At 64.6% G+C, this 21,558-nt stretch carries 27 protein-coding genes; 10 read left to right on the plus strand and 17 right to left on the minus strand.

Annotation, left to right across the window (positions count from 1 at the left end):
• Positions 1-16: 16 nt before the first annotated feature.
• Positions 17-424, minus strand: coding sequence for a rhodanese-like domain-containing protein (locus AC1D3B_RS08335; protein WP_478190187.1), 408 nt, complete (start codon positions 422-424; stop codon positions 17-19).
• Between the two features lie 72 nt (positions 425-496).
• Between AC1D3B_RS08335 and gpmA the strand changes: the two genes are divergently transcribed.
• The 3 genes from gpmA to AC1D3B_RS08350 all read left to right on the plus strand — a co-directional run bounded on the left by gpmA (position 497) and on the right by AC1D3B_RS08350 (position 3,590).
• Positions 497-1,240, plus strand: a complete 744-nt coding sequence (gene gpmA, locus AC1D3B_RS08340; RefSeq protein ID WP_478190188.1) for a 2,3-diphosphoglycerate-dependent phosphoglycerate mutase — start codon at positions 497-499, stop codon at positions 1,238-1,240.
• A gap of 100 nt (positions 1,241-1,340) precedes the next feature.
• Positions 1,341-2,783 (plus strand): S41 family peptidase, encoded by a 1,443-nt coding sequence (locus AC1D3B_RS08345; protein ID WP_478190189.1) that lies wholly within the window; start codon positions 1,341-1,343, stop codon positions 2,781-2,783.
• A 48-nt stretch (positions 2,784-2,831) separates the two neighbouring features.
• A complete protein-coding gene (locus tag AC1D3B_RS08350; protein ID WP_478190371.1) occupies positions 2,832-3,590 on the plus strand; it encodes a HesA/MoeB/ThiF family protein in 759 nt (252 codons plus the stop codon).
• Here AC1D3B_RS08350 and AC1D3B_RS08355 read toward each other — a convergent pair.
• Entirely contained in the window at positions 3,587-5,623 is a 2,037-nt protein-coding gene (locus AC1D3B_RS08355) for an AsmA family protein (protein ID WP_478190190.1), read from the minus strand. The two genes, AC1D3B_RS08350 and AC1D3B_RS08355, sit on opposite strands and share 4 nt — an antisense overlap.
• Before the next feature lie 13 nt (positions 5,624-5,636).
• The gene (locus AC1D3B_RS08360; RefSeq protein WP_478190191.1) at positions 5,637-5,837 is read right to left on the minus strand and encodes a hypothetical protein; all 201 of its coding nucleotides are present in this window, start codon (positions 5,835-5,837) and stop codon (positions 5,637-5,639) included.
• Positions 5,838-6,103: 266 nt separating this feature from the next.
• On the opposite strand from AC1D3B_RS08360, the gene AC1D3B_RS08365 reads away from it, so the two are divergent.
• A complete protein-coding gene (locus AC1D3B_RS08365) occupies positions 6,104-6,508 on the plus strand; it encodes a response regulator (RefSeq protein WP_478190192.1) in 405 nt (134 codons plus the stop codon).
• Between the two features lie 25 nt (positions 6,509-6,533).
• Here AC1D3B_RS08365 and AC1D3B_RS08370 read toward each other — a convergent pair whose 3' ends face one another.
• Complete coding sequence (locus AC1D3B_RS08370) at positions 6,534-7,166, minus strand: response regulator (RefSeq protein WP_028249172.1); 633 nt, start codon at positions 7,164-7,166, stop codon at positions 6,534-6,536.
• 104 nt (positions 7,167-7,270) lie between these two features.
• Between AC1D3B_RS08370 and AC1D3B_RS08375 the strand changes: the two genes are divergently transcribed.
• From AC1D3B_RS08375 to AC1D3B_RS08400, 6 genes are all read left to right on the plus strand, one after another.
• On the plus strand, positions 7,271-8,611 hold the full coding sequence (locus tag AC1D3B_RS08375) for a CHASE3 domain-containing protein (RefSeq protein WP_478190193.1): 1,341 nt from the start codon (positions 7,271-7,273) through the stop codon (positions 8,609-8,611).
• 168 nt (positions 8,612-8,779) lie between these two features.
• Positions 8,780-8,944, plus strand: coding sequence for a DUF1328 domain-containing protein (locus AC1D3B_RS08380; protein WP_286602063.1), 165 nt, complete (start codon positions 8,780-8,782; stop codon positions 8,942-8,944).
• A 59-nt stretch (positions 8,945-9,003) separates the two neighbouring features.
• Entirely contained in the window at positions 9,004-9,378 is a 375-nt protein-coding gene (locus tag AC1D3B_RS08385) for a hypothetical protein (RefSeq protein ID WP_478190194.1), read from the plus strand.
• A gap of 64 nt (positions 9,379-9,442) precedes the next feature.
• Complete coding sequence (locus tag AC1D3B_RS08390) at positions 9,443-9,823, plus strand: hypothetical protein (RefSeq protein WP_478190195.1); 381 nt, start codon at positions 9,443-9,445, stop codon at positions 9,821-9,823.
• Entirely contained in the window at positions 9,813-10,256 is a 444-nt protein-coding gene (locus AC1D3B_RS08395; RefSeq protein WP_478190196.1) for a hypothetical protein, read from the plus strand. Before AC1D3B_RS08390 ends, AC1D3B_RS08395 begins: the two co-directional genes overlap by 11 nt.
• Positions 10,253-10,798: a ferritin-like domain-containing protein gene (locus AC1D3B_RS08400; RefSeq protein WP_478190197.1), complete on the plus strand. Its 546-nt coding sequence runs from the start codon at positions 10,253-10,255 to the stop codon at positions 10,796-10,798. Before AC1D3B_RS08395 ends, AC1D3B_RS08400 begins: the two co-directional genes overlap by 4 nt.
• Positions 10,799-10,882: 84 nt before the next feature.
• Here the strand turns inward: AC1D3B_RS08400 and AC1D3B_RS08405 are convergent, their stop codons facing one another.
• The 13 genes from AC1D3B_RS08405 to AC1D3B_RS08465 form a co-directional block, all read right to left on the minus strand.
• Positions 10,883-11,371 carry a BON domain-containing protein gene (locus AC1D3B_RS08405; RefSeq protein ID WP_478190198.1) on the minus strand — a complete coding sequence of 163 codons (489 nt, stop codon included), beginning with the start codon at positions 11,369-11,371 and terminating at the stop codon, positions 10,883-10,885.
• 59 nt (positions 11,372-11,430) lie between these two features.
• A complete protein-coding gene (locus tag AC1D3B_RS08410; RefSeq protein WP_478190199.1) occupies positions 11,431-11,628 on the minus strand; it encodes a CsbD family protein in 198 nt (65 codons plus the stop codon).
• Positions 11,629-11,749: 121 nt separating this feature from the next.
• Positions 11,750-12,574, minus strand: coding sequence for a DUF429 domain-containing protein (locus AC1D3B_RS08415; protein ID WP_478190200.1), 825 nt, complete (start codon positions 12,572-12,574; stop codon positions 11,750-11,752).
• A gap of 15 nt (positions 12,575-12,589) precedes the next feature.
• A complete protein-coding gene (locus AC1D3B_RS08420; protein WP_478190201.1) occupies positions 12,590-13,012 on the minus strand; it encodes a BLUF domain-containing protein in 423 nt (140 codons plus the stop codon).
• Positions 13,013-13,018: 6 nt separating this feature from the next.
• The gene (gene folE, locus AC1D3B_RS08425; RefSeq protein ID WP_478190202.1) at positions 13,019-13,750 is read right to left on the minus strand and encodes a GTP cyclohydrolase I; all 732 of its coding nucleotides are present in this window, start codon (positions 13,748-13,750) and stop codon (positions 13,019-13,021) included.
• 69 nt (positions 13,751-13,819) lie between these two features.
• Positions 13,820-14,578, minus strand: coding sequence for an endonuclease/exonuclease/phosphatase family protein (locus AC1D3B_RS08430; RefSeq protein WP_478190203.1), 759 nt, complete (start codon positions 14,576-14,578; stop codon positions 13,820-13,822).
• Positions 14,575-15,042: a dihydroneopterin triphosphate diphosphatase gene (gene nudB / locus AC1D3B_RS08435; protein WP_478190204.1), complete on the minus strand. Its 468-nt coding sequence runs from the start codon at positions 15,040-15,042 to the stop codon at positions 14,575-14,577. The genes AC1D3B_RS08430 and nudB overlap by 4 nt, the downstream gene beginning before the upstream one ends.
• A 19-nt stretch (positions 15,043-15,061) precedes the next feature.
• Positions 15,062-16,867 (minus strand): aspartate--tRNA ligase, encoded by a 1,806-nt coding sequence (gene aspS / locus AC1D3B_RS08440; protein ID WP_478190205.1) that lies wholly within the window; start codon positions 16,865-16,867, stop codon positions 15,062-15,064.
• Positions 16,868-16,899: 32 nt separating this feature from the next.
• Positions 16,900-17,520 carry a DUF502 domain-containing protein gene (locus tag AC1D3B_RS08445; protein ID WP_478190206.1) on the minus strand — a complete coding sequence of 207 codons (621 nt, stop codon included), beginning with the start codon at positions 17,518-17,520 and terminating at the stop codon, positions 16,900-16,902.
• An 8-nt stretch (positions 17,521-17,528) separates the two neighbouring features.
• The gene (locus AC1D3B_RS08450) at positions 17,529-17,870 is read right to left on the minus strand and encodes an FmdB family zinc ribbon protein (protein ID WP_478190207.1); all 342 of its coding nucleotides are present in this window, start codon (positions 17,868-17,870) and stop codon (positions 17,529-17,531) included.
• 83 nt (positions 17,871-17,953) lie between these two features.
• Positions 17,954-19,402 (minus strand): high affinity choline transporter 1, encoded by a 1,449-nt coding sequence (locus tag AC1D3B_RS08455; protein ID WP_478190208.1) that lies wholly within the window; start codon positions 19,400-19,402, stop codon positions 17,954-17,956.
• A 15-nt stretch (positions 19,403-19,417) separates the two neighbouring features.
• Positions 19,418-20,983 carry a ubiquinone biosynthesis regulatory protein kinase UbiB gene (gene ubiB / locus AC1D3B_RS08460; protein WP_478190209.1) on the minus strand — a complete coding sequence of 522 codons (1,566 nt, stop codon included), beginning with the start codon at positions 20,981-20,983 and terminating at the stop codon, positions 19,418-19,420.
• Positions 20,980-21,531, minus strand: coding sequence for a ubiquinone biosynthesis accessory factor UbiJ (locus AC1D3B_RS08465; protein WP_478190210.1), 552 nt, complete (start codon positions 21,529-21,531; stop codon positions 20,980-20,982). Before AC1D3B_RS08465 ends, ubiB begins: the two co-directional genes overlap by 4 nt.
• Positions 21,532-21,558 lie beyond the last annotated feature (27 nt).

Genomic DNA, 21,558 nt, shown 5'->3' on the forward strand with positions numbered 1-21,558 from the left:
AGTATCTCTGGAAAGTTCAGGCCTTTTCAACCGGAAGGTTAGCGTCTTTCCAGGATTTGAGTCCGCCGGCCACCGCTTGGGCTTGCTCATAGCCCAGCTTCTTGGCCATGGCGACCGCGCGCTGCGCCCGACCTCCCGTTGCACACACGAGCAACAAAGGCAACGTCTTGTTCTTGACCGTTGCGGGGAGCTTCTGTTCGAGTTGGTCGAGCGGCACGTTCTTTGCACCCGTGACATGGCCAGCGGCAAACTCCTCGGGCTCCCGCACATCGACCACGACCGCGCGCTGGCGATTGATGAGTTGGACCGCACCCTGCGCCGTGAGCGATCCGGCATTTGCGCCGCGCACCATCGGCCAGGCCAGCATGCCGCCCGAGCTGAGCGCAATCAGGATCAGCATCCAGTTGTCGACGATGAATTTCACGTTATTCCTTGAGTGGCAAACCCCGGATTTTAGAATGTCAGGTTTCCGCTCGCGTTCCCAAAGGCCTCTCCCATGCACAAACTGGTCCTGATCCGCCACGGCGAATCAACCTGGAATCTCGAAAACCGCTTCACCGGCTGGACTGACGTCGACCTGACGCCGACAGGCGTCGAACAGGGCAAACAGGCCGGCCGGCTTCTCAAGGCCGAGGGCTACGACTTCGACGTCGCCTACACCAGCGTGCTCAAGCGCGCCACCCGTACCCTGTGGCACACGCTCGACGAACTCGACCGCACGTGGCTGCCAGTGGTGCATTCCTGGCGCTTGAACGAACGCCATTACGGCGGGCTCCAGGGCCTCAACAAGGCGGAAACCGCCAAGAAGTACGGCGATGAGCAGGTTCTGGTCTGGCGCCGCAGTTACAACACGCCGCCGCCGCCCTTGGAACCCAACGATCCGCGCAGCGAACGCAGCGACGTGCGCTACGCAAAGCTTGCCCCGGAGCAAGTGCCGCTGACAGAGTGCCTCAAGGACACCGTGGCACGCGTGCTGCCCTTCTGGAACGAATCCATGGCGCCGGCGATTCGCGCCGGACGCCGCCTGGTCGTCGCAGCCCACGGCAATTCGATCCGCGCCCTCGTGAAGTACCTCGACGGCATTTCCGACGACGCGATCGTGGGCCTCAACATCCCCAACGGAATTCCGCTGGTCTATGAACTCGACGACGATCTCAAGCCCTTGCGCCACTACTACCTCGGCGATGCCGATGCGGCCGAAAAAGCCGTAGCTGCAGTCGCTGCACAAGGCAAGGCCTGAAGGAAAGTCAGAGCTTCATCGACGGGTTCGAGGAACCACGGCAGACAACTTGCTTCCAAGCCCTGTATATTGGATTGACAGGCGACAAGGACACTTACACATGGGCCAGAAATTGAAGATCACCGGCTGGGTTGCCGCGGGCGCCTTTGCCGGCGCGCTGACCACCGTCTCGTTGCAAACTGTTGCAAGAGGCTCCCTGGCTCCACTCCCGCTCGAGGAACTGCAGCAACTCGCTGCCGTGTTCGGCATGGTCAAGAGCGACTACGTCGAACCGGTCGACGAGAAAAAGCTCATCTCCGATGCCATTTCGGGCATGGTTGCCGGGCTCGACCCGCACTCGCAGTACTTCGACAAGAAGTCCTTCAAGGAATTTCGCGAGGGCACCACGGGCCGCTTCGTCGGCGTGGGCATCGAGATTTCGCAAGAGGACGGCCTGATCAAGGTCGTGTCCCCGATCGAAGGCTCTCCGGCCTTCCGTGCTGGCCTCAAGCCGAACGACCTGATCACCAAGATCGACGACACCGCCGTGCGCGGCCTGACGCTCAACGAAGCCGTCAAACGCATGCGCGGCGAAGCCAACACCAAGGTGCTGTTGACGATCTACCGCAAGGACGAGAACCGCACTTTCCCCGTGACCATCACGCGCGAGGAAATCCGTACGCAATCGGTTCGCGGCAAGATCATGGAGCCGGGCTACGGCTGGATTCGCCTGTCGCAGTTCCAGGAGCGCACCGTCGACGACTTCGTCAAGAAGGTCGACGAGCTCTACAAGCAGGACCCCAACCTCAAGGGTCTGGTGCTCGACCTGCGCAACGATCCGGGCGGCCTGCTCGATGCCGCCGTGGCGATTTCCGCCGCGTTCCTGCCCGAGAACGTCACCGTAGTGTCGACCGACGGCCAGTTGGCCGAGAGCAAGTCGGTGTACAAGGCCGCGCCGGAGTTCTACCAGCGCCGTGCCGGCAGCGATCCGTTGCGCAGCCTGCCCGCCGCGCTCAAGACGGTGCCGCTGGTGGTGCTCGTCAACGAAGGCTCTGCCTCTGCCAGCGAAATCGTGGCCGGCGCCCTGCAGGATCACAAGCGCGCCACGATCATGGGCAGCCAGACCTTCGGCAAGGGCTCCGTGCAAACCGTGCGCCCGCTGGGCCCGGACACCGGCCTCAAGATCACGACGGCACGCTATTACACGCCGAGCGGCACCTCGATCCAGGCCAAGGGGATCGTTCCCAACGTGCTGGTCGACGAAAGCGCCGAAGGCAGCCCCTTCGCGGCGTTGCGCATGCGCGAAGCAGACCTCGAGAAGCACCTTGCCAGCGGCCAGGGCCCCGAGAACAAGGATCCGGAGCGCGAGAAGGCTCGCGACGAGGCCCGCAAGCGGCTCGAGGAAGAAGCCAAGAAGCCGCCGCAGGACCGCAAGGTGCCTGAATTCGGCTCTGCCCAGGATTTCGCGCTGACGCAGGCGTTCAACCGTCTCAAGGGCCAGCCGGTGCTCGTGAGCAAGACGCAGGTCATCGTCGAGAACAAGGAAGAAAAGAAGGAAAACTGATCTCGGGGCGGCTCTGTGGAGCCGTCACTCCCGATGATCGGCGCGCGCATGGAAGACCAGGACCTCCTGCGCTATTCGCGCCACATCCTGCTCGAGGAATTCGGCATCGACGGCCAGGCGCGAGTCAGCGCGGCCAACGCGCTGGTCATCGGCGTCGGGGGATTGGGATCTCCGGTCGTCCTGTACTTGGCTGCAGCCGGTGTCGGACGCGTGACACTGGTGGATGACGACGAACTCGACCTCACCAATCTTCAACGGCAGGTAGCACATGCGACGGCCCGCGTCGGAATGGCCAAGGTCGAATCGGCCGCGGAGGCGATGCGCAACATCAACCCCGACATCGCGATCGAAACGCACAAGCTGCGTGCCGATGACGATCTCCTCGCCCGATTGGTGGCGGTGGCAGACGTGGTGGTCGATTGCAGCGACAACTTCGCCACGCGCCATGCCGTGAACCGCGCTTGCGTCCAACACGCCAAGCCGCTGGTGGCGGGCGCGGCCATTCGCTTTGACGGGCAACTGAGCGTCTATGACACGCGCGACCCGCAATCGCCCTGCTACGCCTGTCTGTTCCCGGCCGACGCAGAGTTCGAGGAGACCCGCTGCGCCGTGCTGGGCGTCTTCGCTCCGGTTGTCGGCACCATCGGAACCCTGCAGGCCAGCGAGGCACTGAAATTGCTCGCAGGCATCAGCCCCTCTCTCGCGGGCACCCTCCTGATGTTCGACGGCCGCCGCACGGCATTCGACAGCATGCGTGTAGCGCGCGACCCGGGTTGCAGCGTCTGCGGTCACCGCCCAAGCCACTAGCCTCCGGTAGATGCCGGTCGCTTCTTCGCCTTGGCAACGCCCGCTGCGGCTGCGCGCGAATTCGGTTGCTTTGCTTCGGCCAGTACCTCCTTGCAGTCGGCATCCTGGCCGGGCCCTGTCTCGATGGTGGCTGCTAGCGCGAGCAGCGGATTGATCAAGCCCAGGGCCACTGCGGCTGCGCCGCGCGTCGCCAGCGGTCCGGCCTCGACTCCCGCCTTGGGTGACGCAAAGTTGCCACGAACGACCAGCGGCGTACGCAACGCCAGGATGCTCATGTCCTTGGGCTGCTGCCGCACCACGATGTCCATCGTCTCGTTGGCAAGGTTGATGTTGCCCGTGGCGTTGAACACCGTGTCCGACGTGTCGAAAACCAGGCTGCGACCGTTCATCACACCCTTCTCGACGTCGAACGCCACCGCCGCGCAGCGCAACGTGACGTTGTGGTCGCCTTCCAGCAGGAACTTGATGATCTCGCCGCCATCGAGCCCCAGGAACTCCAGCAGCAGGTTGCTGAACTGCCCCCGGCCCGTGATCGCCGCGACGTCGCCCGAGGCACCGCCGAGCCAGCCGGCCACGGAGTTGCCGCGCCCGGACAGATTGATGCGGCCGTCGAGCCGGCCGAAACTGGTCTTCAGGGTTTCGACCTTCGGGATCAGTCGATTGATCTGCATGGCGCGCACATCGAGTGACGCCCGAATGTCCGCCGGGTTCTGTGTCGCATCGATGCGAATCGCGCCAGCCACATTGCCGCTGGCGACACCAAGCGCGAGTGGATCCAGGCTCAGGACGCCGTCCTTGAGCTCCACCTGAACGCTTCCCTTGTCGAGCGGTATTTCGCGCACGTTCTGGATGCGGTCAGCGGTGTATTTCACATCGGCGTTCATGGCGCGCAGGCGCTCGAAGTCCAACGTGGCATCGGGAAGCACCTTGCGACCGGGATCGCGTCGCGCGCCCTGCACCTGCGTGATGGTGGGCGGCGGCGCGACACCTTCGACCGCGTTGGCCGATCGGCTCGTCGGCGGCAAGCCGATCAGCGGCCCGAGATCGTCCATGTCCATCACACGCGAGCGCAGCGTGCCGCCGAGATGGGGCACCTTTTGCGACTTGTCGAACTGCATGTCGCCGCCGATGTCGGACAGCCCGAGGCGCCCCTTGAGGCCTCGAATTTCCCACAACGACGCCTGCTTGCGGAGATTGCCGCTGATGGCGTAGGGCGGCGTCTGGGGTAGCGCGATGCCCAGCACAGGGTAGAGATTGCCGAGGTTCTGTCCTCGCATGTCGAACTGGGCGTCGAGGCCGTCAAGACTGGCCAGTTCGGCGACCGTTCCGTGCGCCTTCAGGCGAGCGTGCCCGGCCACGAGGGCGATCTCGATCGGGAACGGCGGCTGCCCCGCGGCCTTCAGTTGCAGCGCGTTGCCCGTGCGGCCTTCGGCGGTAAGCGGCTGGCGGCGATAAGTCCCCTTGACCTTGTAGCTGAGCGGCATGTCGCCGCGGGAGGAGTCGAAGTTGAAATCCGCGTGCAGGTCGACGTCCAGGTGTTTCGCGAAAAAGTCGAGCGAGCCTCCGTCGACCTGCAGCAATCCGATGGTCGGGACCGTCCCCTCGTCCGAGGTGTCCTTGCCTAGTGCCCAGGTGCGCCGCCCGTCCTCTTCCATCTGGAGACCCAGGGACGGCGACTCCAGGGCCAGACGAGGAAGCACCACCTTGCGTGAAAGCAGTTGCCAGAAACTGAGGTCGAACTCCGCACGCTGGGTCCGAACGAGATAGGGATCCCGCGCCCAGGACGGATTGGCGAATTCGACCCCGTCGAGCCTGACCGTGGCAAGTCGCCATCCCACATCCACGTCCAGGTGGCGCGTGATCTCGAATTTGCGACCGGTCTTGTCGCTCACGTAGCGATTGACCGGTTCGCGCAGAAGATCCCAGGGGAAGAACGCGATCACCAACACCAGCACAGCCATCAGACCGAGCAATACCGCGCCGAGCCTGAACCAGACCGAGCGACGCAGCGACGATGCAGCGTTCGCCGTCATGGCCGCTATCCCTTCATTCGGTCGCCGGCGTCTTGCCGCCCGACGTCACGGCCTGAGGCGCCGCGAGAAAGCAGATCACCGCGTCGGCGGTGGCAGCGACGGTCGCCGCTTCGGCCATCCTCAACTCGGCCATGGCCGGCTCGCCGCCGGCGACGACCGCAGCAGCGCACAGGGTGAGCACACCTGCTGCGACGTAGCTCCACACGCTATTCATGTCTGTACCTTCTGATGGGTGGTCGACGGGTGTTCGGAAATCCTGATGAAGAGTAAGGGACGTGCCTCCTCGCGAGGGTCGGTAGCGGGCCGTTGTCAGTGTGCGGCCGCGCCTACGTCCGAAGTTCCCATTTCTTCGTAAGACCAAGCCTACAGCCGCAGGCCCAGGAACCCTTCATGATGTTGGCCAATAACCAGTAGCATCGAACAAGGCGAATGCGCAGTTCGCCAGGAATGCTCGGCTCGCCAAGGGGGCAGGCGGTTCTCATGGACCCACGATTGAAAACCTACATCGTCGAAGACAACGTCACGATCCGAGAGAATCTCGTCGGCACTCTGGAAGAGCTCACGTGCATTTCGGCCATCGGCTTTGCAGAGACGGAAACCGAAGCCAGCCAATGGCTGATCGCCAACAGCGACGACTGGGAATTGGCCATTGTCGACCTGTTCCTGAAGCAGGGAAGTGGCCTCGGCGTCCTGCAGGCCTGCATGTCCCGCCGACCCGACCAGATGGTCGTGGTGCTCAGCAACTACGCGACCCCCGACATTCGCAAGCGGTGCGCCGAATTCGGCGTGGATGCCGTCTTCGACAAGTCGAACGAAATCGACGGTCTCATCGACTTCTGCATCGAGCAGACTGCCAGGCTCCGTCAATCGGCCAGCCGCAACTAGGGGGCCGGGGCCGACCGCCGTCTGATCAGTCGATCAGCTTGTTCTTCAGGGCGTAGTAGGTCAGGTCGCTGTTGGAGGAGAGGTTCATCTTCTCCATCAGCCGCGTGCGGTACGTGCTCACCGTCTTGACCGACAGCGACAGGGTCTTCGCGATGTCGCCCGCGGTCTCTCCCTTTGCCAGCTTGAGGAATACCTGGAACTCGCGTTCGGAGAGTTGCTCGTGCGGCGCGGCATCGTCCTTGCGGTCGAGTTGGCGGGCCAGCAACTCGGCCACCGCCGGCGTGATGTAGCGGCGACCCAGCGAGATGGTGCGGATCGCGTTGACGATCTCGATCGGATCGCATTCCTTGTTGAGGTAGCCGCTCGCGCCCTGACGGATCAGGTTCATCGCGTAGTGCTCTTCGGGATAGCCGCTCAGGATCAGGATGCCGACATCCGGCGCCTTGGCGCGAATCATGGCCAATGCATCGATGCCGCTCTGGCCGGGCATCGAGAGGTCCATCACCAGCACGTCCAGTTCGGTGGTGCGAACGAGTTCGATCGCTTCGCGGCCGCTCGCGGCTTCACCCACCACGCGCAGATCGACGTGCTCGGAGAAAAACTGGCGCAAGCCGGAGCGCACGATGGCGTGGTCGTCCACAATTCCGATCTTGATCATCTGTTACCTTCTTTGTATCGCGGCCTTTTGCGTCGCAATCTGCCGGTCCCTGGTCGACTCTGATTATTCACGAATTTGAACCACAGGTATCACTCGGAACCCTCATGCGCTGGTTAGCTTTCCCGAAGATGGCCCTGGGCCTAACGCTCGCCGTGCTGGCAGCGCTGGTGCTGGTGGGAATCAACGAAGCCGGCTACCGACAATCCTCGCAGGCGTTGACCGAAGTCGGCGACGCCCAACGCGCGCGCATGGTGCTCAACCTGATGCTCCAGAACGTCCTCGATGCAGAAACGGGCCAGCGCGGCTATCTGTTGACAGGAGAAGCCCGCTATCGCGAGCCTTACGACAACGCGGTCAAGCAGGTGAGCGGCCATCTGGCCGCACTCCAGGTCCTGTATGCGCAGCGACCCGGGGAACTCGCACAACTGAACCAGCTCGCGAATCACGTGTCGCGCAAGCTCGCCGAAATGAACATGAGCGTCCGCCTGCGCGAGAACGGCAACGAGGATGCCTGGAAATTCGTCATCACGACCGACGTGGGTCGCGAGGAAATGGAAGCCATTCGCAACGAGACCGGCAACCTGATCGCGATCCGGAACGACGAACTCACGCGCGGCCAGCTGCAGATCGCGAAATCGTTGCGCTTCGCGCGCATCGGCATCGGGCTGGTGGCACTGGCGGGGCTCGCTGCCTTCTATCTCTACTTGCGGCAGGCCCACGCGCTGCGCTCCGTCGGCGAACGGCAGCAGAAGGCGCTCGAGCGCGAGCGCAACGCGCTAGAAGACGAAGTGCGCGAGCGCACCGCGACACTGGCGGAACTCGCCACTCACTTGCAGCAGGTGCGCGAGACCGAGCGGGGCTACCTCGCTCGCGAATTGCACGACGAGTTGGGTTCGCTGCTCACTGCAGCCAAGCTCGACGTCGCGCGCCTGAAATCCCGGCTGACCGACTCGCCCGACGCGACGCAGCGCCTGCAGCACCTGAACGAGCTCCTCAACAGCGGCATCGCGCTGAAGCGCCGCATCATCGAAGACCTCAGGCCTTCGTCGCTGTCGAACCTCGGTCTTGTAGCTTCGCTCGAAATCCTCGGGCGCGAGGTCGCCGAGCGCTCGAACATGGAGATCGAGATGGTGCTCGAACCCGTGACACTGGACGAGTCGAACCAGCTCACGGTCTACCGGATGGTGCAGGAGAGTCTCACCAACATCAGCAAGTACGCGCAGGCCACTGAAGCCAGCATCGTGATGAAGAACTACGGCAACCATGTCGTCGTGGAAGTCGCCGACAACGGCAAGGGCTTCGACACGCAGCACGCGCGCCCCTCGACGCACGGGCTGGCGGGCATGCGGCATCGCGTCGAGGCAGCCAAGGGCAAGCTGACCGTGTCGTCCTTGCCCGGGCAGGGAACGAAGCTGAGCGCCGTCCTGCCGTCCAGTGCGGCCTGACGTCCGTAGCGCGCGCCAACAGCGCTGATTCGGCCCTCTCCTACGCCCCCCGCCCCCTGCTGCTGACAGGGTCCGGGCGACCGCCCTTTTAACGTTGATGCCAGGCCGTTCCTCCATCGAACGCGCTGGTATTCATCTCAACGGGACCTTCCTCCAAAGGAGTTCACCATGTTGCACTACGCAGTCGTGTTCCTGGTCATTGCCTTGATCGCCGCACTCTTCGGCTTCGGTGGCATCGCGGCCAGCGCGGTGGGTATCGCGAAGATTCTCTTCGTCATCTTCCTGATTCTTGCCCTTGCCAGTTTCATCGCGGGCTTGATACGACGCGGCTAGCGTCGTTACGATGATCAGGCACCCGCAAACAAATCCAATCTCCTGGAAGGATCCACTTCATGAACACGACAACCAAGACTCCTGCTCAACTGGCGGAGGACGCACGCCAGACGGCCAGTGACGCGATCGACACCACGCGCGCCTATGCCCAGAATGCCGTGAACGCTGCGGGCGAAAAGGTGCGCGACCTTCGGCGCGAAGCAGAGCCTGCCGTGGAGCAGCTCGCAGCCCGGGTTCAACAGGCTGTGCAGCGCGGGCTCGACGCTGCGTCGACGACCAGCGCCCGCGCCCAGCGTCGGCTGGAAGCGGCTGCGGATGTGACCGGCAAGTACATCGCCGATCAGCCCGTTCGCTCGGTACTCGTGGCCGCGGCCGCCGGTGCAGCCATCACGGCATTGATCGTGCTGGCCAGCCGCCGCCGCGACGACTATTGATCCGATGACCTGATCGCGCCTCATCGGCTCCGGCGGAGCCCATCTCCCAAGCACCTGCAGCAACATGCTTCATCCCATTTACTCCACGGTGCTCGGGCATCCTGAGCTGATTGCCGATCATCTTGCCAACTACGGCGCGCTCGTTCGGCAGGAGACGCACGAGGCGACGCGGGGCGTGGTCGCCCGCATGGTCGCAGGCGTCCTTGCGGCGGCGAGCGCGATGCTGGCCCTGGGATTGATCGGTGTTGCCGTCATGCTGGGCGTGCTGCATGGGAGCTTTCACTGGGTTCTGGCGGCGGTGCCTGGCGTCGCGGTGGTGATTGCGCTGCTCTCGGCCTATGTCGCCAGTAGACCGCAGGAATTCCACGCCTTTGCCGACCTCCGCGCACAACTCGACGCGGACGTCCGCGCGCTTCATCTGGCGGGAGAGCACCATGGCCGCTGAGCCCGACAGCCTTTCGCCGCAGCAGCGTCTGGCGATTTCCCGTCGAGCCCTCGTTTCCCAGTTGCACGGGGACCGTACGCACATTGCCGAAGAAGCGGAGCCCTTTCATCGGCCTCGTCTGGCCAACCCCGCGGCGAATCAGTTCGCCTGGGGTGCAGTCGCACGGAACGTGGCCCGACGCTGGTGGCGAAGACATCCCGCCAATGCGGTCACCCAGGTCGCCCGCCCGCTGCTGAAACGCTACGCGCGGGAAGAGCCGGCAAAGCTCGTCGCGGCCGCTGCCGCCACGGGCGCCTTGCTGGTCCTGGTCAAGCCTTGGCGCCTGCTGTCGATCACCGCCGTGCTGGCCGTCGTACTCAAGACATCCGACGTCGCCGACCTGGTGAACACGTTGATGCAGAAAAACACAACCCCACGAAAGGATCCCCCATGAACACCGCCGTCAAAGAACGCCCGAAGCACCTGGTTCTCGACCAGGCAGCCATCGATGCCGCCTCCAAGAGCCTCGACGAAGGCGCCGTCACGCCGAGCTATGGCCCCTGGCGAGATGACATCGTCAAGCTGCTGAACGATGCCCTTGCGACCGAACTCGTCTGCGTGCTGCGCTACAAGCGCCACTATTTCACCGCCACGGGCGAGGCATCGCCCAAGATCGCCGAGGAGTTTCTCGTACACGCCAACGAGGAGTCCGGCCACGCGGACAAGATCGCCGAGCGCATCGTCCAGCTCGGCGGAGAACCGGATTTCAATCCACGAACGCTGCTGGAACGCAGCCACGCCGACTACGACGAGGCCCTGGATCTGCAGGCGATGGTGCGCGCCAATCTGGTGGCGGAACGCATCGCCGTGGAGTCCTATCGCCAGATGATCTCGCTGATCGGCGACAAGGACCCGACGACGCGGCGCATGCTCGAAGAGATCCTCACCGACGAGGAAGAGCACGCCGACGAACTCAAGGACTGGCTCAATCGCTGAGATGATCGTTCAGCGGCACAAGAAAAAGCCCGGGGCGACCCGGGCTTTTTCTTGGATCCGAAAGGAGTCAGAGAACTCGAATCGTCACATCTTGACTTCGAGGTTGTTGTTGACTGCGCTGACGCCCTTGACGGACTTCGCGATCTCCTCGGCGCGCGCCTTGGCTGCGGCATTCGGCGCCGGGCCGCTCAGGCTGACGGTCCCACCCTTGGTATCGACATCGATCTTGATGGCGCTCAGGTCTGGATCCTTGGCCAAGCCGGTCGACACGGCGGCCGTGATGGTTGCATCGTCCACAGCACCCGCGACGCTGGCACCCGCGTCCTTCACGGCTTCCTTGGCGTCCGTGGCGCCTTGCTTCATGCTCGACCCCGCCGATGCGGCAGCGGACTCCGACTTTGCCTTGGCATCGGCGCCGGCTTGTTCAGTCTTGGCGATGGCCGAATCCACCTTCTGGCCTGCGGTCTCGTTGCCGGCCTTGTCGCCGCAGGCGCTCAGTGCGAGCACGCCGCTCGCAAGCATCCATGCCAACACATGGCGTGAGCTTCGGGGAGAGTGGTTGAGATGAATCATGAGAACCTCCTGTCGAGATGGCAGGACTCGCGCAACTGCACGCGCGAGCCCTGGTCGGGTCACAGCTTGTCGGCGTCGCGTTTGATGGCGTCCTTGGCCTGTTCCTTGGCGTCGCCATAGGTCTTCTGCACCTTGCCCGCGGCCTGGTCGACCATGCCTTCGGTCTGGAGCTTTTCACTGCCGGTGACCTTGCCGGCGGCCTCTTTCACTTTGCCCTTGGCCTCTTCGACGCGGCCTGCCACTTGGTCCTTGTTCATAGCAATTTCCTTCAACAAGTTGGTGATGAGTGGTTCGCCCGAACCACTTGATCCAATCTAGCGAGGGTGTCCGGACGCTGGCCTGCGGCGGCGGCTCGACCTGCTGTAGGACACGGAGTGGTCAGGCAGTCACGATCCAGCCCTCGAGCGGATCGATCTTCGCGGGGAGGCCGTAGCCATGCCCGTCGCTCGAACGGCGTGCGGCCGCCCAGGCCGCCTGAAGCAGGCAGAGTGCCGCATCGACGCAGTCGCCCTTGGCGTCTTCCAGCAGTTGCTTCCGGACAACCGCGTCCACGGCAAGGCCAAGCCCCAATCGCGAAGAGCCTTTCCCCAACGCCTCGACGAGGTCGGCCCGCGCTTGTCGGCGCGCCTCGGTCTGGGTGGCGATGTCATCGCTCTTGTAGCTGCGCCGGCCGATCAGTTCGCGCGCCAGCAGGCCCGGATAGGCTTCCAACGCGATGCGCGCCCCGCCCGACGGCGGCAGATGCAATCCGGGCAGCGTGGCCCCGGCTTCCAGCAGCCGTGGCACCCCGGCATGCAGCATGAACGCGACGGGAGGATTGACCCACTTCATCGACGGGCTGGACCCCGCGGGGCCGTCCGTAGCCCGGTGGGCGAACTTGCCGCCAACAGGCCGTGACGCGCAGAAAGCGGCGAAGGTTTCGCGGATCCGGGCGCGGTCGAGCGCGGCGTAGTGCTTGATGAGTGCAGGCCATTGCAGGGGCCATCCCAGGTGCTCGACCAACTCGCGCGGCAAGCCGAAAGGGAAGTCGAAGCCGCCGACCCACGCCGGAGCGTCGGCGAGCCACCGTGCCCAGGCGTCAAGCGAGGCGAAGAATTCGAATCCCGACAGGCTGACGCGCCGTCCACCGGCGCTGCCGATCGCGATCACGATCGGCTTTCGCGCGCTTGGCGCGCTGGAGAAGTCGCAACCGAGCAGCAACACCCGGGAGATGGCGCGTCAGTGACGCCCGACGATGGCGGCGGTCGCCATCAGCTCTTCCAGCAGTGCGAGCGAGACCTTGCCCGAGACCGCATAGGGGTCGAGTTCAGGCCGTTCCGAATACTTGAGCAAGGTCGACGCGTTGAGCTTGGACAGATTGACCTGGCCCATCGTCCATCCGCCGAATCGGCGCTCGGAGATTTCCTCGTAGTGCAGCAGCACCACGTCCTTGTGCCGTGGGTCCTTCTGGATGTGGCCGTACAGCTCGCTGATCGCCATCCGCCCGCCTTCGATGGCCTGCAGGAAAACGCCTGCGCCATAGCAAAGGATGCCGGTGATGCCACAGGCCGTGTTGTGCGAACGCGATTGCGCGAGGATGGCTTCGATCGCGCCCGGACTCGTGTCCGCAGCACGACTGGCGTAGAGAAGTCGTACGAGCATGATGTGTCAGCGCTTGCGCGGGAGAAGGGAGAGGAATTCGCGGCGAAGGTTGGGATCCTTCAGGAACACGCCGCGCATCACCGAATTGATCATCTTGCTGTCCATCTCCTTGACGCCGCGCCACTGCATGCAGAAGTGCTCGGCCTCGACCACCAGGGCCAGGCCGTCGGGCTGCGTCTTTTCCTGGATCAGGTCGGCCAGCTGCACCACGGCTTCCTCCTGGATCTGCGGGCGGCCCATCACCCACTCCGCCAGCCGCGCGTACTTCGACAGGCCAATCACGTTGGTCTTTTCGTTCGGCATGACGCCGATCCACAGCTTGCCGATGATCGGGCAGAAGTGGTGCGAGCAGGCGCTGCGCACCGTGATCGGGCCGACGATCATCAGCTCGTTCAAGTGCTCCGCATTGGGGAATTCGGTGAGGGACGGCGGGGCCACATAGCGGCCCCTGAACACCTCGTTGAGGTACATCTTCGCGACGCGACGGGCCGTGTTGCCGGTGTTGTGGTCGTTGTCGAGATCGATCACCAGGCTTTCAAGCACGTGCTTCATCTTGCCTTCGACTTCGTCGAGCAGGTGCTCGAGTTCGCCGGGCTCGATGAACTCGGCGATGTTGTCGTTGGCGTTGAAGCGCTTGCGGGCGGCGAGCAGGCGCTCGCGAATCTTCACGGACACTGGCGTGCCCTCGTCTTCAGCCCCTTCCGTGGGGCGCCTCGCGGCGTCGATGGTCCTAAGCATTAGCGCATCCTAACAGCGAATGGAATCAAGCGATTGCCCCTACAAAGCCCTGCCCGCCTCACCGCAATGCTACTGTTTTGATAGCGAAAAATCCGTCACCAGCGGCAGGTGGTCGGACATGCGAGCCCAGATCGGACCGCGGGGCACGGCGCATGCGAGCGGCATCAATTGCCGGCCGTAGATGAAATCGAGCTGCGCGACCGGCATGCGCGAGGGGTACGTCAGTGTCCGCGGCCCACGCAGGTCGCTGGAGTCGCGCATTCCCATGGCATTCATCGCGTAGCGCATGCGCGCACCCCAGTCGTTGAAGTCACCCGCGACGACCAGCGCCTCGCCGGGTGGAATCTCGCGATCGATGAATTCGCGCAACTGGGCCACCTGGCGGATGCGGCTGCCCTTGATCAATCCCAGATGCACCACGATGGCGTGCACAGGCATGCCGTCGAGGTCGATTGCCACGTGAAGCAACCCACGCTGTTCGAACCGATGATCCGAGATGTCCTGATGGGTCTTCCGGAGTACCGGCCAGCGGGTGAGCAGCGCATTGCCGTGCTCGCCGTGCTTGGTGATGGCGTTGGTCTCGTAGACCGCGGTGTAGCCCTCGGGCGCGAGGAAGTCCGCCTGCGGCAGCTCGGGCCAATGGCGGAAGCGGGCTGCGGCTTGGCGGTTCACCTTGCGGACTTCCTGCAGGCACACGATGTCGGCGTCCAATTGCTCGATGGCGTGGCCAAGGTTGTGGATTTCGAGGCGTCGGGCCGGCCCGATGCCTTGCACACCCTTGTGGATGTTGTAGGTAGCCACTCGAAAGTTGTTCGCCGGCGAATTCATTTCGCAAATTGTGGCAGGAGCAGGATCGCTTCGGCGTTCGAGGGCGAAAAGCAGGCATCCGCCGCATCGCGGTACGGCAGCCACCGCCAGGCGGTGTGCTCGCGCGGGTGGAGTCGCGGGGTCACCCGCTCCGGCACGCGCAGGCCGAAGAGATGCTCGGTGTTGTGGGTGACGCCCGGCGCGTAGCGTGCGCGCCAGCGTGGGTAGATCTCGTAGACGTTCTGCAGTCGCCAATCGACGAGATGGGATGCGAGGTCACTGCCCTCGCCGCAGAGGATGCCAGTCTCCTCTTCGACCTCGCGCGCAGCCGTCAGGGCCAGGGGCTCGTCGACCGCATCCTTGCTGCCGGTGACCGACTGCCAGAAGTCGTCGGCATCGGCGCGCTGGATCAGCAGCACGTCCAGCGCCGGTGTGTGGATCACGACCAGCACCGACTCCGGGATCTTCCAGGGGCGCTCGCTCATGCTCGCAGCCCCTGCCCGTTCAGGCCGCGGGTTGTACGTTGCGCAGCTTGATGTGCAGTTCGCGCAACTGCTTCTCGTCGACCGGGCTCGGCGCCTGCGTCAGCAGGTCCTGCGCGCGCTGGGTCTTGGGGAAGGCGATCACGTCGCGGATCGATTCCGCACCGCTCAGCAGCATCACCAGGCGGTCGAGACCGATCGCGATGCCGCCGTGCGGTGGCGCGCCGTACTGCAGGGCATCCAGCAGGAAGCCGAACTTGTTCTGTGCATCTTCGGCGCTGATCTTGAGCGCGCGGAACACCTTGCTCTGCACTTCCTCGCGGTGGATACGCACCGACCCGCCGCCCATCTCGATGCCGTTGAGCACCATGTCGTAGGCCTTGGCAATGCACTTCTCGGGTGCCGTGTCCATGAGGTCTTCGTGACCATCCTTCGGCGCGGTGAACGGATGGTGCACCGCCGACCAGCGCTGGCCTTCCTCGTCGAATTCGAACATCGGGAAGTCGACCACCCACAGAGGCGCCCAGCGGGCTTCGAAGAGTCCGTTCTTCTTGCCGAAGGCGCTGTGTCCGATCTTCACGCGCAATGCGCCGATCGCGTCGTTGACGACCTTTTCCTTGTCGGCGCCGAAGAACAGGATGTCGCCGTTGCGGGCGCCCGTGCGCGCGATGATCTCGGACAGCGACGCGTCGTTGAGGTTCTTGACGATCGGGCTCTGCAGGCCTTCGCGGCCTTGCGCCGCGTCGTTGACCTTGATGTAGGCCAGACCCTTGGCGCCGTAGATCTTGACGAACTCGGTGTAGGCATCGATTTCGCCGCGCGACATGCCGCCTTCGCCCCCGCCGCCGGGCACGCGCAGGGCCACGACACGGCCACCGGGCGTGCTGGCCGCCTGGGCGAATACCTTGAACTCGACATTGCGCATGACGTCGGTGAGTTCGGTGAACTCGAGCTTGACGCGCAGGTCCGGCTTGTCGGAGCCGTACTTGAACATGGCGTCGCCGTAGCTCATGACGGGGAACGGCGGCAGCTCGACCTCGGCGGCCGCACGGAAGACCTTGCGGATCATGCCTTCGAACATTTCGCGGATCTCTTCCTCGGCCATGAACGAGGTCTCGATGTCGATCTGCGTGAACTCGGGCTGGCGGTCGGCGCGCAGATCTTCGTCGCGGAAGCACTTGACGATCTGGTAGTAGCGGTCGTAGCCGGCCACCATCAGCAACTGCTTGAAGAGCTGCGGCGATTGCGGCAGCGCGAAGAAGCTGCCGTCGTGCACGCGGCTCGGCACCAGGTAGTCCCGCGCGCCCTCGGGCGTGGACTTGCCGAGCATCGGCGTCTCGATGTCGATGAAGCCGTTGGCATCGAGGAACTTGCGCGCCTCCATCGTGACCTTGTAGCGCAGCATCATGTTGCGCTGCATCACTGGACGGCGCAGGTCCAGCACGCGGTGCGTAAGGCGCGTGGTCTCCGAGAGGTTGTCGTCGTCCAGCAGGAACGGCGGCGTCACCGACGGGTTCAGCACCTTCATTTCGTGGCAGAGCACTTCGATCTTGCCGCTCTTGAGGTTCTCGTTGATCGTGCCCTCGGGGCGTGCGCGCACAAGGCCGGTGATCTGCACGCAGAACTCGTTGCGCAGGCCCTCGGCGGTGGCGAAGGTGGCGGCACGATCGGGGTCGCACACGACCTGCACGTAGCCTTCGCGGTCACGCAGGTCGATGAAGATCACACCCCCATGATCGCGCCGGCGATTGACCCAGCCGCAAAGGGTGACGGTTTGGCCCAGGAGGGCTTCGGTCACGAGACCGCAGTAGTTTGAACGCATGGGCATAGGTGGATTCCGGGCGCCGGTGGGGCGCATCTTTATTTGATCGCGATCGTTGCGGGGCCGCCAGGGACGACCACCCCCATCGAGACGATGTACTTGAGCGCGTCGTCCACGCTCATCTTGAGTTCGATGCAGTCGCTGCGCTTGAGCATCACGAAGTAGCCGCCCGTGGGATTGGGCGTGGTCGGCACGTACACGCCGAGGTAGTCGCCACCACCGAGGTGGGTCACGACTTCGTGGCCGGGCGTGCCGGTCACGAAGGCAATGGTCCAGACGCCTTCACGCGGCCACTGGACCAGGACCGCAGTGCGAAACGCGTTGCCGTTCTCGGAGAACAGCGTGTCGGAGACCTGCTTGACGCTGGAGTAGATCGAGCGCACCACCGGGATCCGGCGGACCACCGCGTCGCCCCAGCCCAGCAGGCGCTTGCCGACGAAGTTGCTCGCGATCGCGCCGACGGACAGCAGGATGGCCAGCGTCAGCAGCACGCCGAGCCCGCGCACCTTGTGTTCGGTGAGGTACTGCTGCCATTCCTCGGGCAGCAGCCACAGCGTCTGGTCCAGCGTGCCGATGATCCAGTTCAGCACGCCCAGCGTGATGACCAGCGGGACGATGACCAGCAAGCCGGACAGCAGCCATTTGCGCAGCGCGAGCATGGCGAGTCTCAGTCGCCGCTGCTGGCCGGGGGTGCCGCAGCCGGTGCGGGAACCGGCGCCGGTGCGCTGGCGGGAGCGTCCGCCGGCTTGGCGGCGGCGCCGTCCGCGGGCGCGGCAGCCGGAGCGGCGACGGGCGTTTCGGCGCCCTCGCCATTCTTCTTGCCGCCGCCGTCACGGAAATCGGTGACGTACCAGCCGGAACCCTTGAGCTGGAAGCCGGCGGCGGTGAGCTGCTTGCTGAACGCACTCGCGCCGCAAGTCGGGCAGTCCGACAGGGGAGCGTCGGACATTTTCTGCAGCACGTCCTTGGCAAAGCCGCAGGCGCTGCACTTGTAGGCGTAGATAGGCATGGATTGGGGGGCGAAATGAGCGGCCGGCGGCCGCTCGCAAAGCCCTCGATTATAGGGCGCCCTCCCGCCTGCCTCCGAGGCGATCAGACAGGGTCGACGGCCAGCGGGCGGTGCGCCGTGCGCGTGTTCGACACCCACTGCGGCGCCAGCGAACCGGCCACCATCCCGCCGAACGAAGCCAGCAAGCCCGCCAGTTGCGCCGGGAATTCCTTGCCCCAGGGCATGCCCAGGAACAGCAGCCAGACCCCGATGCCGAGCACCACGGACGCCACCGCGCCCTGGGTGGTCGCGCGCTGCCAGTACAGGCCGCAGACCAGCGGCACGAATGCGCCTACCAGAGGCACCTGGTAGGCGCCGGAGACCAACTCATAGATCGGGGTGCCCTGCATCCGGATCGCGTAGGTCAGCACGGCCGCGCTGAACAGCAGCACGGTGATGCGCATGGTCATCAGGTTGGACTTGTCGCTGCCCGCCGGGCGGAACTGGCGCCAGATGTTCTCGGTGAAGGTCACGCTCGGGGCCAGCAACGTCGCCGAAGCCGTCGACTTGATGGCCGACAGCAGCGCGCCGAAGAACAGCACCTGCATCACGAAGGGCATCTTCTCGAGCACCAGCGTCGGCAGGACCTTCTGCGGATCGTCCTTGAGCAGCGTGGCGGTTTCCTCCGGCATGATTAGCAGCGCGCTGGCCACCAGGAACATCGGCACGAAGGCGAACAGGATGTAGGCGACGCCGCCGATGACCGGCCCGCGCGTCGCGGACTTGACGCTGTTGGCCGACATCACGCGCTGGAACACGTCCTGCTGCGGGATCGAGCCCAGCATCATGGTGATCGCCGCCGCGAAGAAGAAGATCATGTCCTTCAGGTTCGGCTCGGGCCAGAACTTGAACAGGTCCTTGCTGACCGCGAAGGCGACCACCTTGTCCGCACCTCCGGCCATGTTGCCGGCGAAGACGGCGATCACCGCGAGACCGAGGACCAAGATGATCATCTGGATGAAGTCGGTCACCGCGACCGACCACATGCCGCCGAAGAGCGTGTAGGCGAGGATCGAGACGACCCCGATCACCATGCCCACCGGAACGCTGATCGCGCCTCCGGACAGCACGTTGAACACCAGCCCCAGCGCAGTGACCTGCGCCGACACCCAGCCGAGGTAGCTCAGCATGATGATCAGCGAGCAGGCCACCTCGATGGTGCGGCCGAAGCGTTCGCGGTAGTAGTCGCTGATGGTCAGCAGCGTCATGCGGTAGAGCTTGCCCGCGAAGAAGAGGCCGACCAGGATCAGGCACGTGCCGGCGCCGAAGGGGTCCTCGATCACGCCGTTCAGGCCGCCCTCGATGAACTTGGCCGGAATGCCGAGCACGGTCTCGGACCCGAACCACGTGGCGAAGGTGGTGGTCACGATCATGTACAGGGGCAGATGGCGCCCCGCGATCGCGAAGTCGGTGGTGTTCTTCACGCGCTTGGCCGCATAGAGACCGATCGCGATGGTGACGAGCAGGTAGACGATGACCAGGGTCAGCAGCACGGCAATTTCCTCCAATCAGAAAAGACGCACGCGCACCAGCACCTGCATCGCGATCAACCCCAATACAAATCCTATGCCACCGTAGATGATCGCCTGCAGGAGACGGTTCGTACGCTTCTGGGCAGCCAGCAGCTCCATGAGTTCCCGGCGGTGGTCCGCGGGGCGATTTTCCAGGAAATCGTGCATCAGCCGCGGCAGTTGCGGCAGCAGCTTGGCATAGCGCGGCGCCTCGGCGCGCAACTGCTCGAAGAGCTTGCGCGGGCCGATCTGCTCGCTCATCCACTTTTCCAGGAACGGTTTGGCGGTGTTCCAGAGGTCGAGCTCGGGGTCGAGTTGGCGCCCCAGGCCTTCGATGTTGAGCAGGGTCTTCTGCAGAAGTACCAGCTGCGGCTGGATCTCGACATGGAAGCGGCGCGAGGTTTGGAACAGCCGCATCAGCACCATGCCGAGCGAGATCTCCTTGAGCGGCCGGTCGAAGTACGGTTCGCACACGGTGCGTATCGCGCCTTCCAGCTCGTCGATGCGCGTGCCCACCGGCACCCAGCCGCTCTCGAGGTGCAACTCGGCCACGCGCTTGTAGTCGCGGCGGAAGAAGGCCACGAAGTTCTGTGCGAGGTATTCCTTGTCGGACTCGGTCAGCGTGCCGATGATGCCGAAATCGAGCGAGACGTAGCGCCCGAAGGTCGCGGGGTCCAGGCTCACCTGGATGTTGCCCGGATGCATGTCGGCGTGGAAGAAGCCGTCCCGGAACACCTGGGTGAAGAAGATCGTGACGCCGTCGCGCGCCAGCTTCGGGATGTCGACCCCGGCCGCGCGCAGGCGGTCGAGTTGCGCGATCGGGACGCCCTTCATGCGCTCCATCACGATCACTTCCGGGTGGCAGAAATCCCAGAACATCTCGGGGATCATCACCAGCTTGAGCGGCTCCATGTTGCGGCGCAGTTGCGCCGCGTTGGCCGCTTCGCGCACCAGGTCGAGTTCGTCGTGGAGGTACTTGTCGAATTCGGCGACCACCTCGCGCGGCTTCAGGCGCTTGCCGTCGGCCGACAGGTTCTCGACCCAGCCGGCCATCATGGCCATGAGGGCCAGGTCCTTCTCGATGACGTCGCGCATGCCCGGCCGCAGCACCTTGACCGCAGCCTCGCGCACGGTGCCATCGCTCACGCGCACCGAGGCGAAATGCACTTGCGCGATCGATGCGCTCGCCACCGGCGTCTCGTCGAACTGCACGAAGATGTCGCCGACCGGCCGGCGGAAGGCGCGCTCGATGGTGGCGATCGCCACCTTCGACGGAAAGGGAGGGACCCGGTCCTGCAGCCACGCCAGTTCGTCGGCGATGTCGGCCGGCAGCAGGTCGCGCCGGGTGGATAACACCTGGCCGAACTTGACGAAGATCGGACCGAGCCGCTCCAGCGCCTCGCGCAGGCGCTGGCCGCGCGGCGCGTCGAGGTTGCGGCCGACCGACACGATGCGGGCCACCACACGCAGCCACGGCTTCTGGAAGCTGGTGAGAACGAGTTCGTCGAGGCCGAAGCGGAGTGCGACCCAGACGATGAAGATGCCGCGGTAGACGCGGCTCATTCGGCTGCAGGCCCGCCGGCCTTGCCGGAGCGCTCGCCGACGAAGTGCCGCAGCGCTTCCACCACGCGGCGGGTGCCCGTCGCGATCGTGTGCGCGGGCACATCGCCGATGGCGCGCGCGAGGTCGTCTTCGACGTCCCAGCGCACGTGGTCGACCAGCCAGTTGACCTCGGCCGCCAGCTGCACATCGCCCTCGATGCGCACTGCGGGTTTCTCACCTCGGAATGCAGCGCGTGCGAGGCCGAAGGGCGACTCCTCGGTCACCGTCAGCGTCAGTTCGGACGCGGCGCCATCCGGCGCCAGGTCGAGCAGGCCGGCCGGCGTGGCGACGAACTTCATCGTCACGAAGCGCCATTCGAACTGCACCACACGTCCCTGCTGGCGCCTGAGTCGCTCCTGTGCCTCGGGCTCCTGCTGAAGCACGTGATTCAGGAAAAGCACCGCCCGGTGCTGGATCTCGTGAACCGCCCACGCCGGGGGCTGCAAGCGGCTGCCCACGCGATTGAAGAGGTCGTCGAGAAAAGAAAATGGGGACGATGGTGTAACCATGTCCCCATTATCCCGGTCTTGTGACCG

The sequence above is a fragment of the Variovorax sp. P5_A3 genome (assembly GCF_056400665.1).

Bases quoted from the DNA above. Each gene is read 5' to 3' on its own strand.
- gpmA (WP_478190188.1), top strand. From the start codon at position 497: ATGCACAAACTGGTCCTGATCCGCCACGGCGAATCAACCTGGAATCTC.
- AC1D3B_RS08345 (WP_478190189.1), top strand. From the start codon at position 1,341: ATGGGCCAGAAATTGAAGATCACCGGCTGGGTTGCCGCGGGCGCCTTT.
- AC1D3B_RS08350 (WP_478190371.1), top strand. From the start codon at position 2,832: ATGGAAGACCAGGACCTCCTGCGCTATTCGCGCCACATCCTGCTCGAG.
- AC1D3B_RS08355 (WP_478190190.1), bottom strand. From the start codon at position 5,623: ATGACGGCGAACGCTGCATCGTCGCTGCGTCGCTCGGTCTGGTTCAGG.
- AC1D3B_RS08360 (WP_478190191.1), bottom strand. From the start codon at position 5,837: ATGAATAGCGTGTGGAGCTACGTCGCAGCAGGTGTGCTCACCCTGTGC.
- AC1D3B_RS08365 (WP_478190192.1), top strand. From the start codon at position 6,104: ATGGACCCACGATTGAAAACCTACATCGTCGAAGACAACGTCACGATC.
- AC1D3B_RS08370 (WP_028249172.1), bottom strand. From the start codon at position 7,166: ATGATCAAGATCGGAATTGTGGACGACCACGCCATCGTGCGCTCCGGC.
- AC1D3B_RS08375 (WP_478190193.1), top strand. From the start codon at position 7,271: ATGCGCTGGTTAGCTTTCCCGAAGATGGCCCTGGGCCTAACGCTCGCC.
- AC1D3B_RS08380 (WP_286602063.1), top strand. From the start codon at position 8,780: ATGTTGCACTACGCAGTCGTGTTCCTGGTCATTGCCTTGATCGCCGCA.
- AC1D3B_RS08385 (WP_478190194.1), top strand. From the start codon at position 9,004: ATGAACACGACAACCAAGACTCCTGCTCAACTGGCGGAGGACGCACGC.
- AC1D3B_RS08390 (WP_478190195.1), top strand. From the start codon at position 9,443: ATGCTTCATCCCATTTACTCCACGGTGCTCGGGCATCCTGAGCTGATT.
- AC1D3B_RS08395 (WP_478190196.1), top strand. From the start codon at position 9,813: ATGGCCGCTGAGCCCGACAGCCTTTCGCCGCAGCAGCGTCTGGCGATT.
- AC1D3B_RS08400 (WP_478190197.1), top strand. From the start codon at position 10,253: ATGAACACCGCCGTCAAAGAACGCCCGAAGCACCTGGTTCTCGACCAG.
- AC1D3B_RS08405 (WP_478190198.1), bottom strand. From the start codon at position 11,371: ATGATTCATCTCAACCACTCTCCCCGAAGCTCACGCCATGTGTTGGCA.
- AC1D3B_RS08410 (WP_478190199.1), bottom strand. From the start codon at position 11,628: ATGAACAAGGACCAAGTGGCAGGCCGCGTCGAAGAGGCCAAGGGCAAA.
- AC1D3B_RS08420 (WP_478190201.1), bottom strand. From the start codon at position 13,012: ATGCTCGTACGACTTCTCTACGCCAGTCGTGCTGCGGACACGAGTCCG.
- folE (WP_478190202.1), bottom strand. From the start codon at position 13,750: ATGCTTAGGACCATCGACGCCGCGAGGCGCCCCACGGAAGGGGCTGAA.
- AC1D3B_RS08430 (WP_478190203.1), bottom strand. From the start codon at position 14,578: ATGAATTCGCCGGCGAACAACTTTCGAGTGGCTACCTACAACATCCAC.
- nudB (WP_478190204.1), bottom strand. From the start codon at position 15,042: ATGAGCGAGCGCCCCTGGAAGATCCCGGAGTCGGTGCTGGTCGTGATC.
- aspS (WP_478190205.1), bottom strand. From the start codon at position 16,867: ATGCCCATGCGTTCAAACTACTGCGGTCTCGTGACCGAAGCCCTCCTG.
- AC1D3B_RS08445 (WP_478190206.1), bottom strand. From the start codon at position 17,520: ATGCTCGCGCTGCGCAAATGGCTGCTGTCCGGCTTGCTGGTCATCGTC.
- AC1D3B_RS08450 (WP_478190207.1), bottom strand. From the start codon at position 17,870: ATGCCTATCTACGCCTACAAGTGCAGCGCCTGCGGCTTTGCCAAGGAC.
- ubiB (WP_478190209.1), bottom strand. From the start codon at position 20,983: ATGAGCCGCGTCTACCGCGGCATCTTCATCGTCTGGGTCGCACTCCGC.
- AC1D3B_RS08465 (WP_478190210.1), bottom strand. From the start codon at position 21,531: ATGGTTACACCATCGTCCCCATTTTCTTTTCTCGACGACCTCTTCAAT.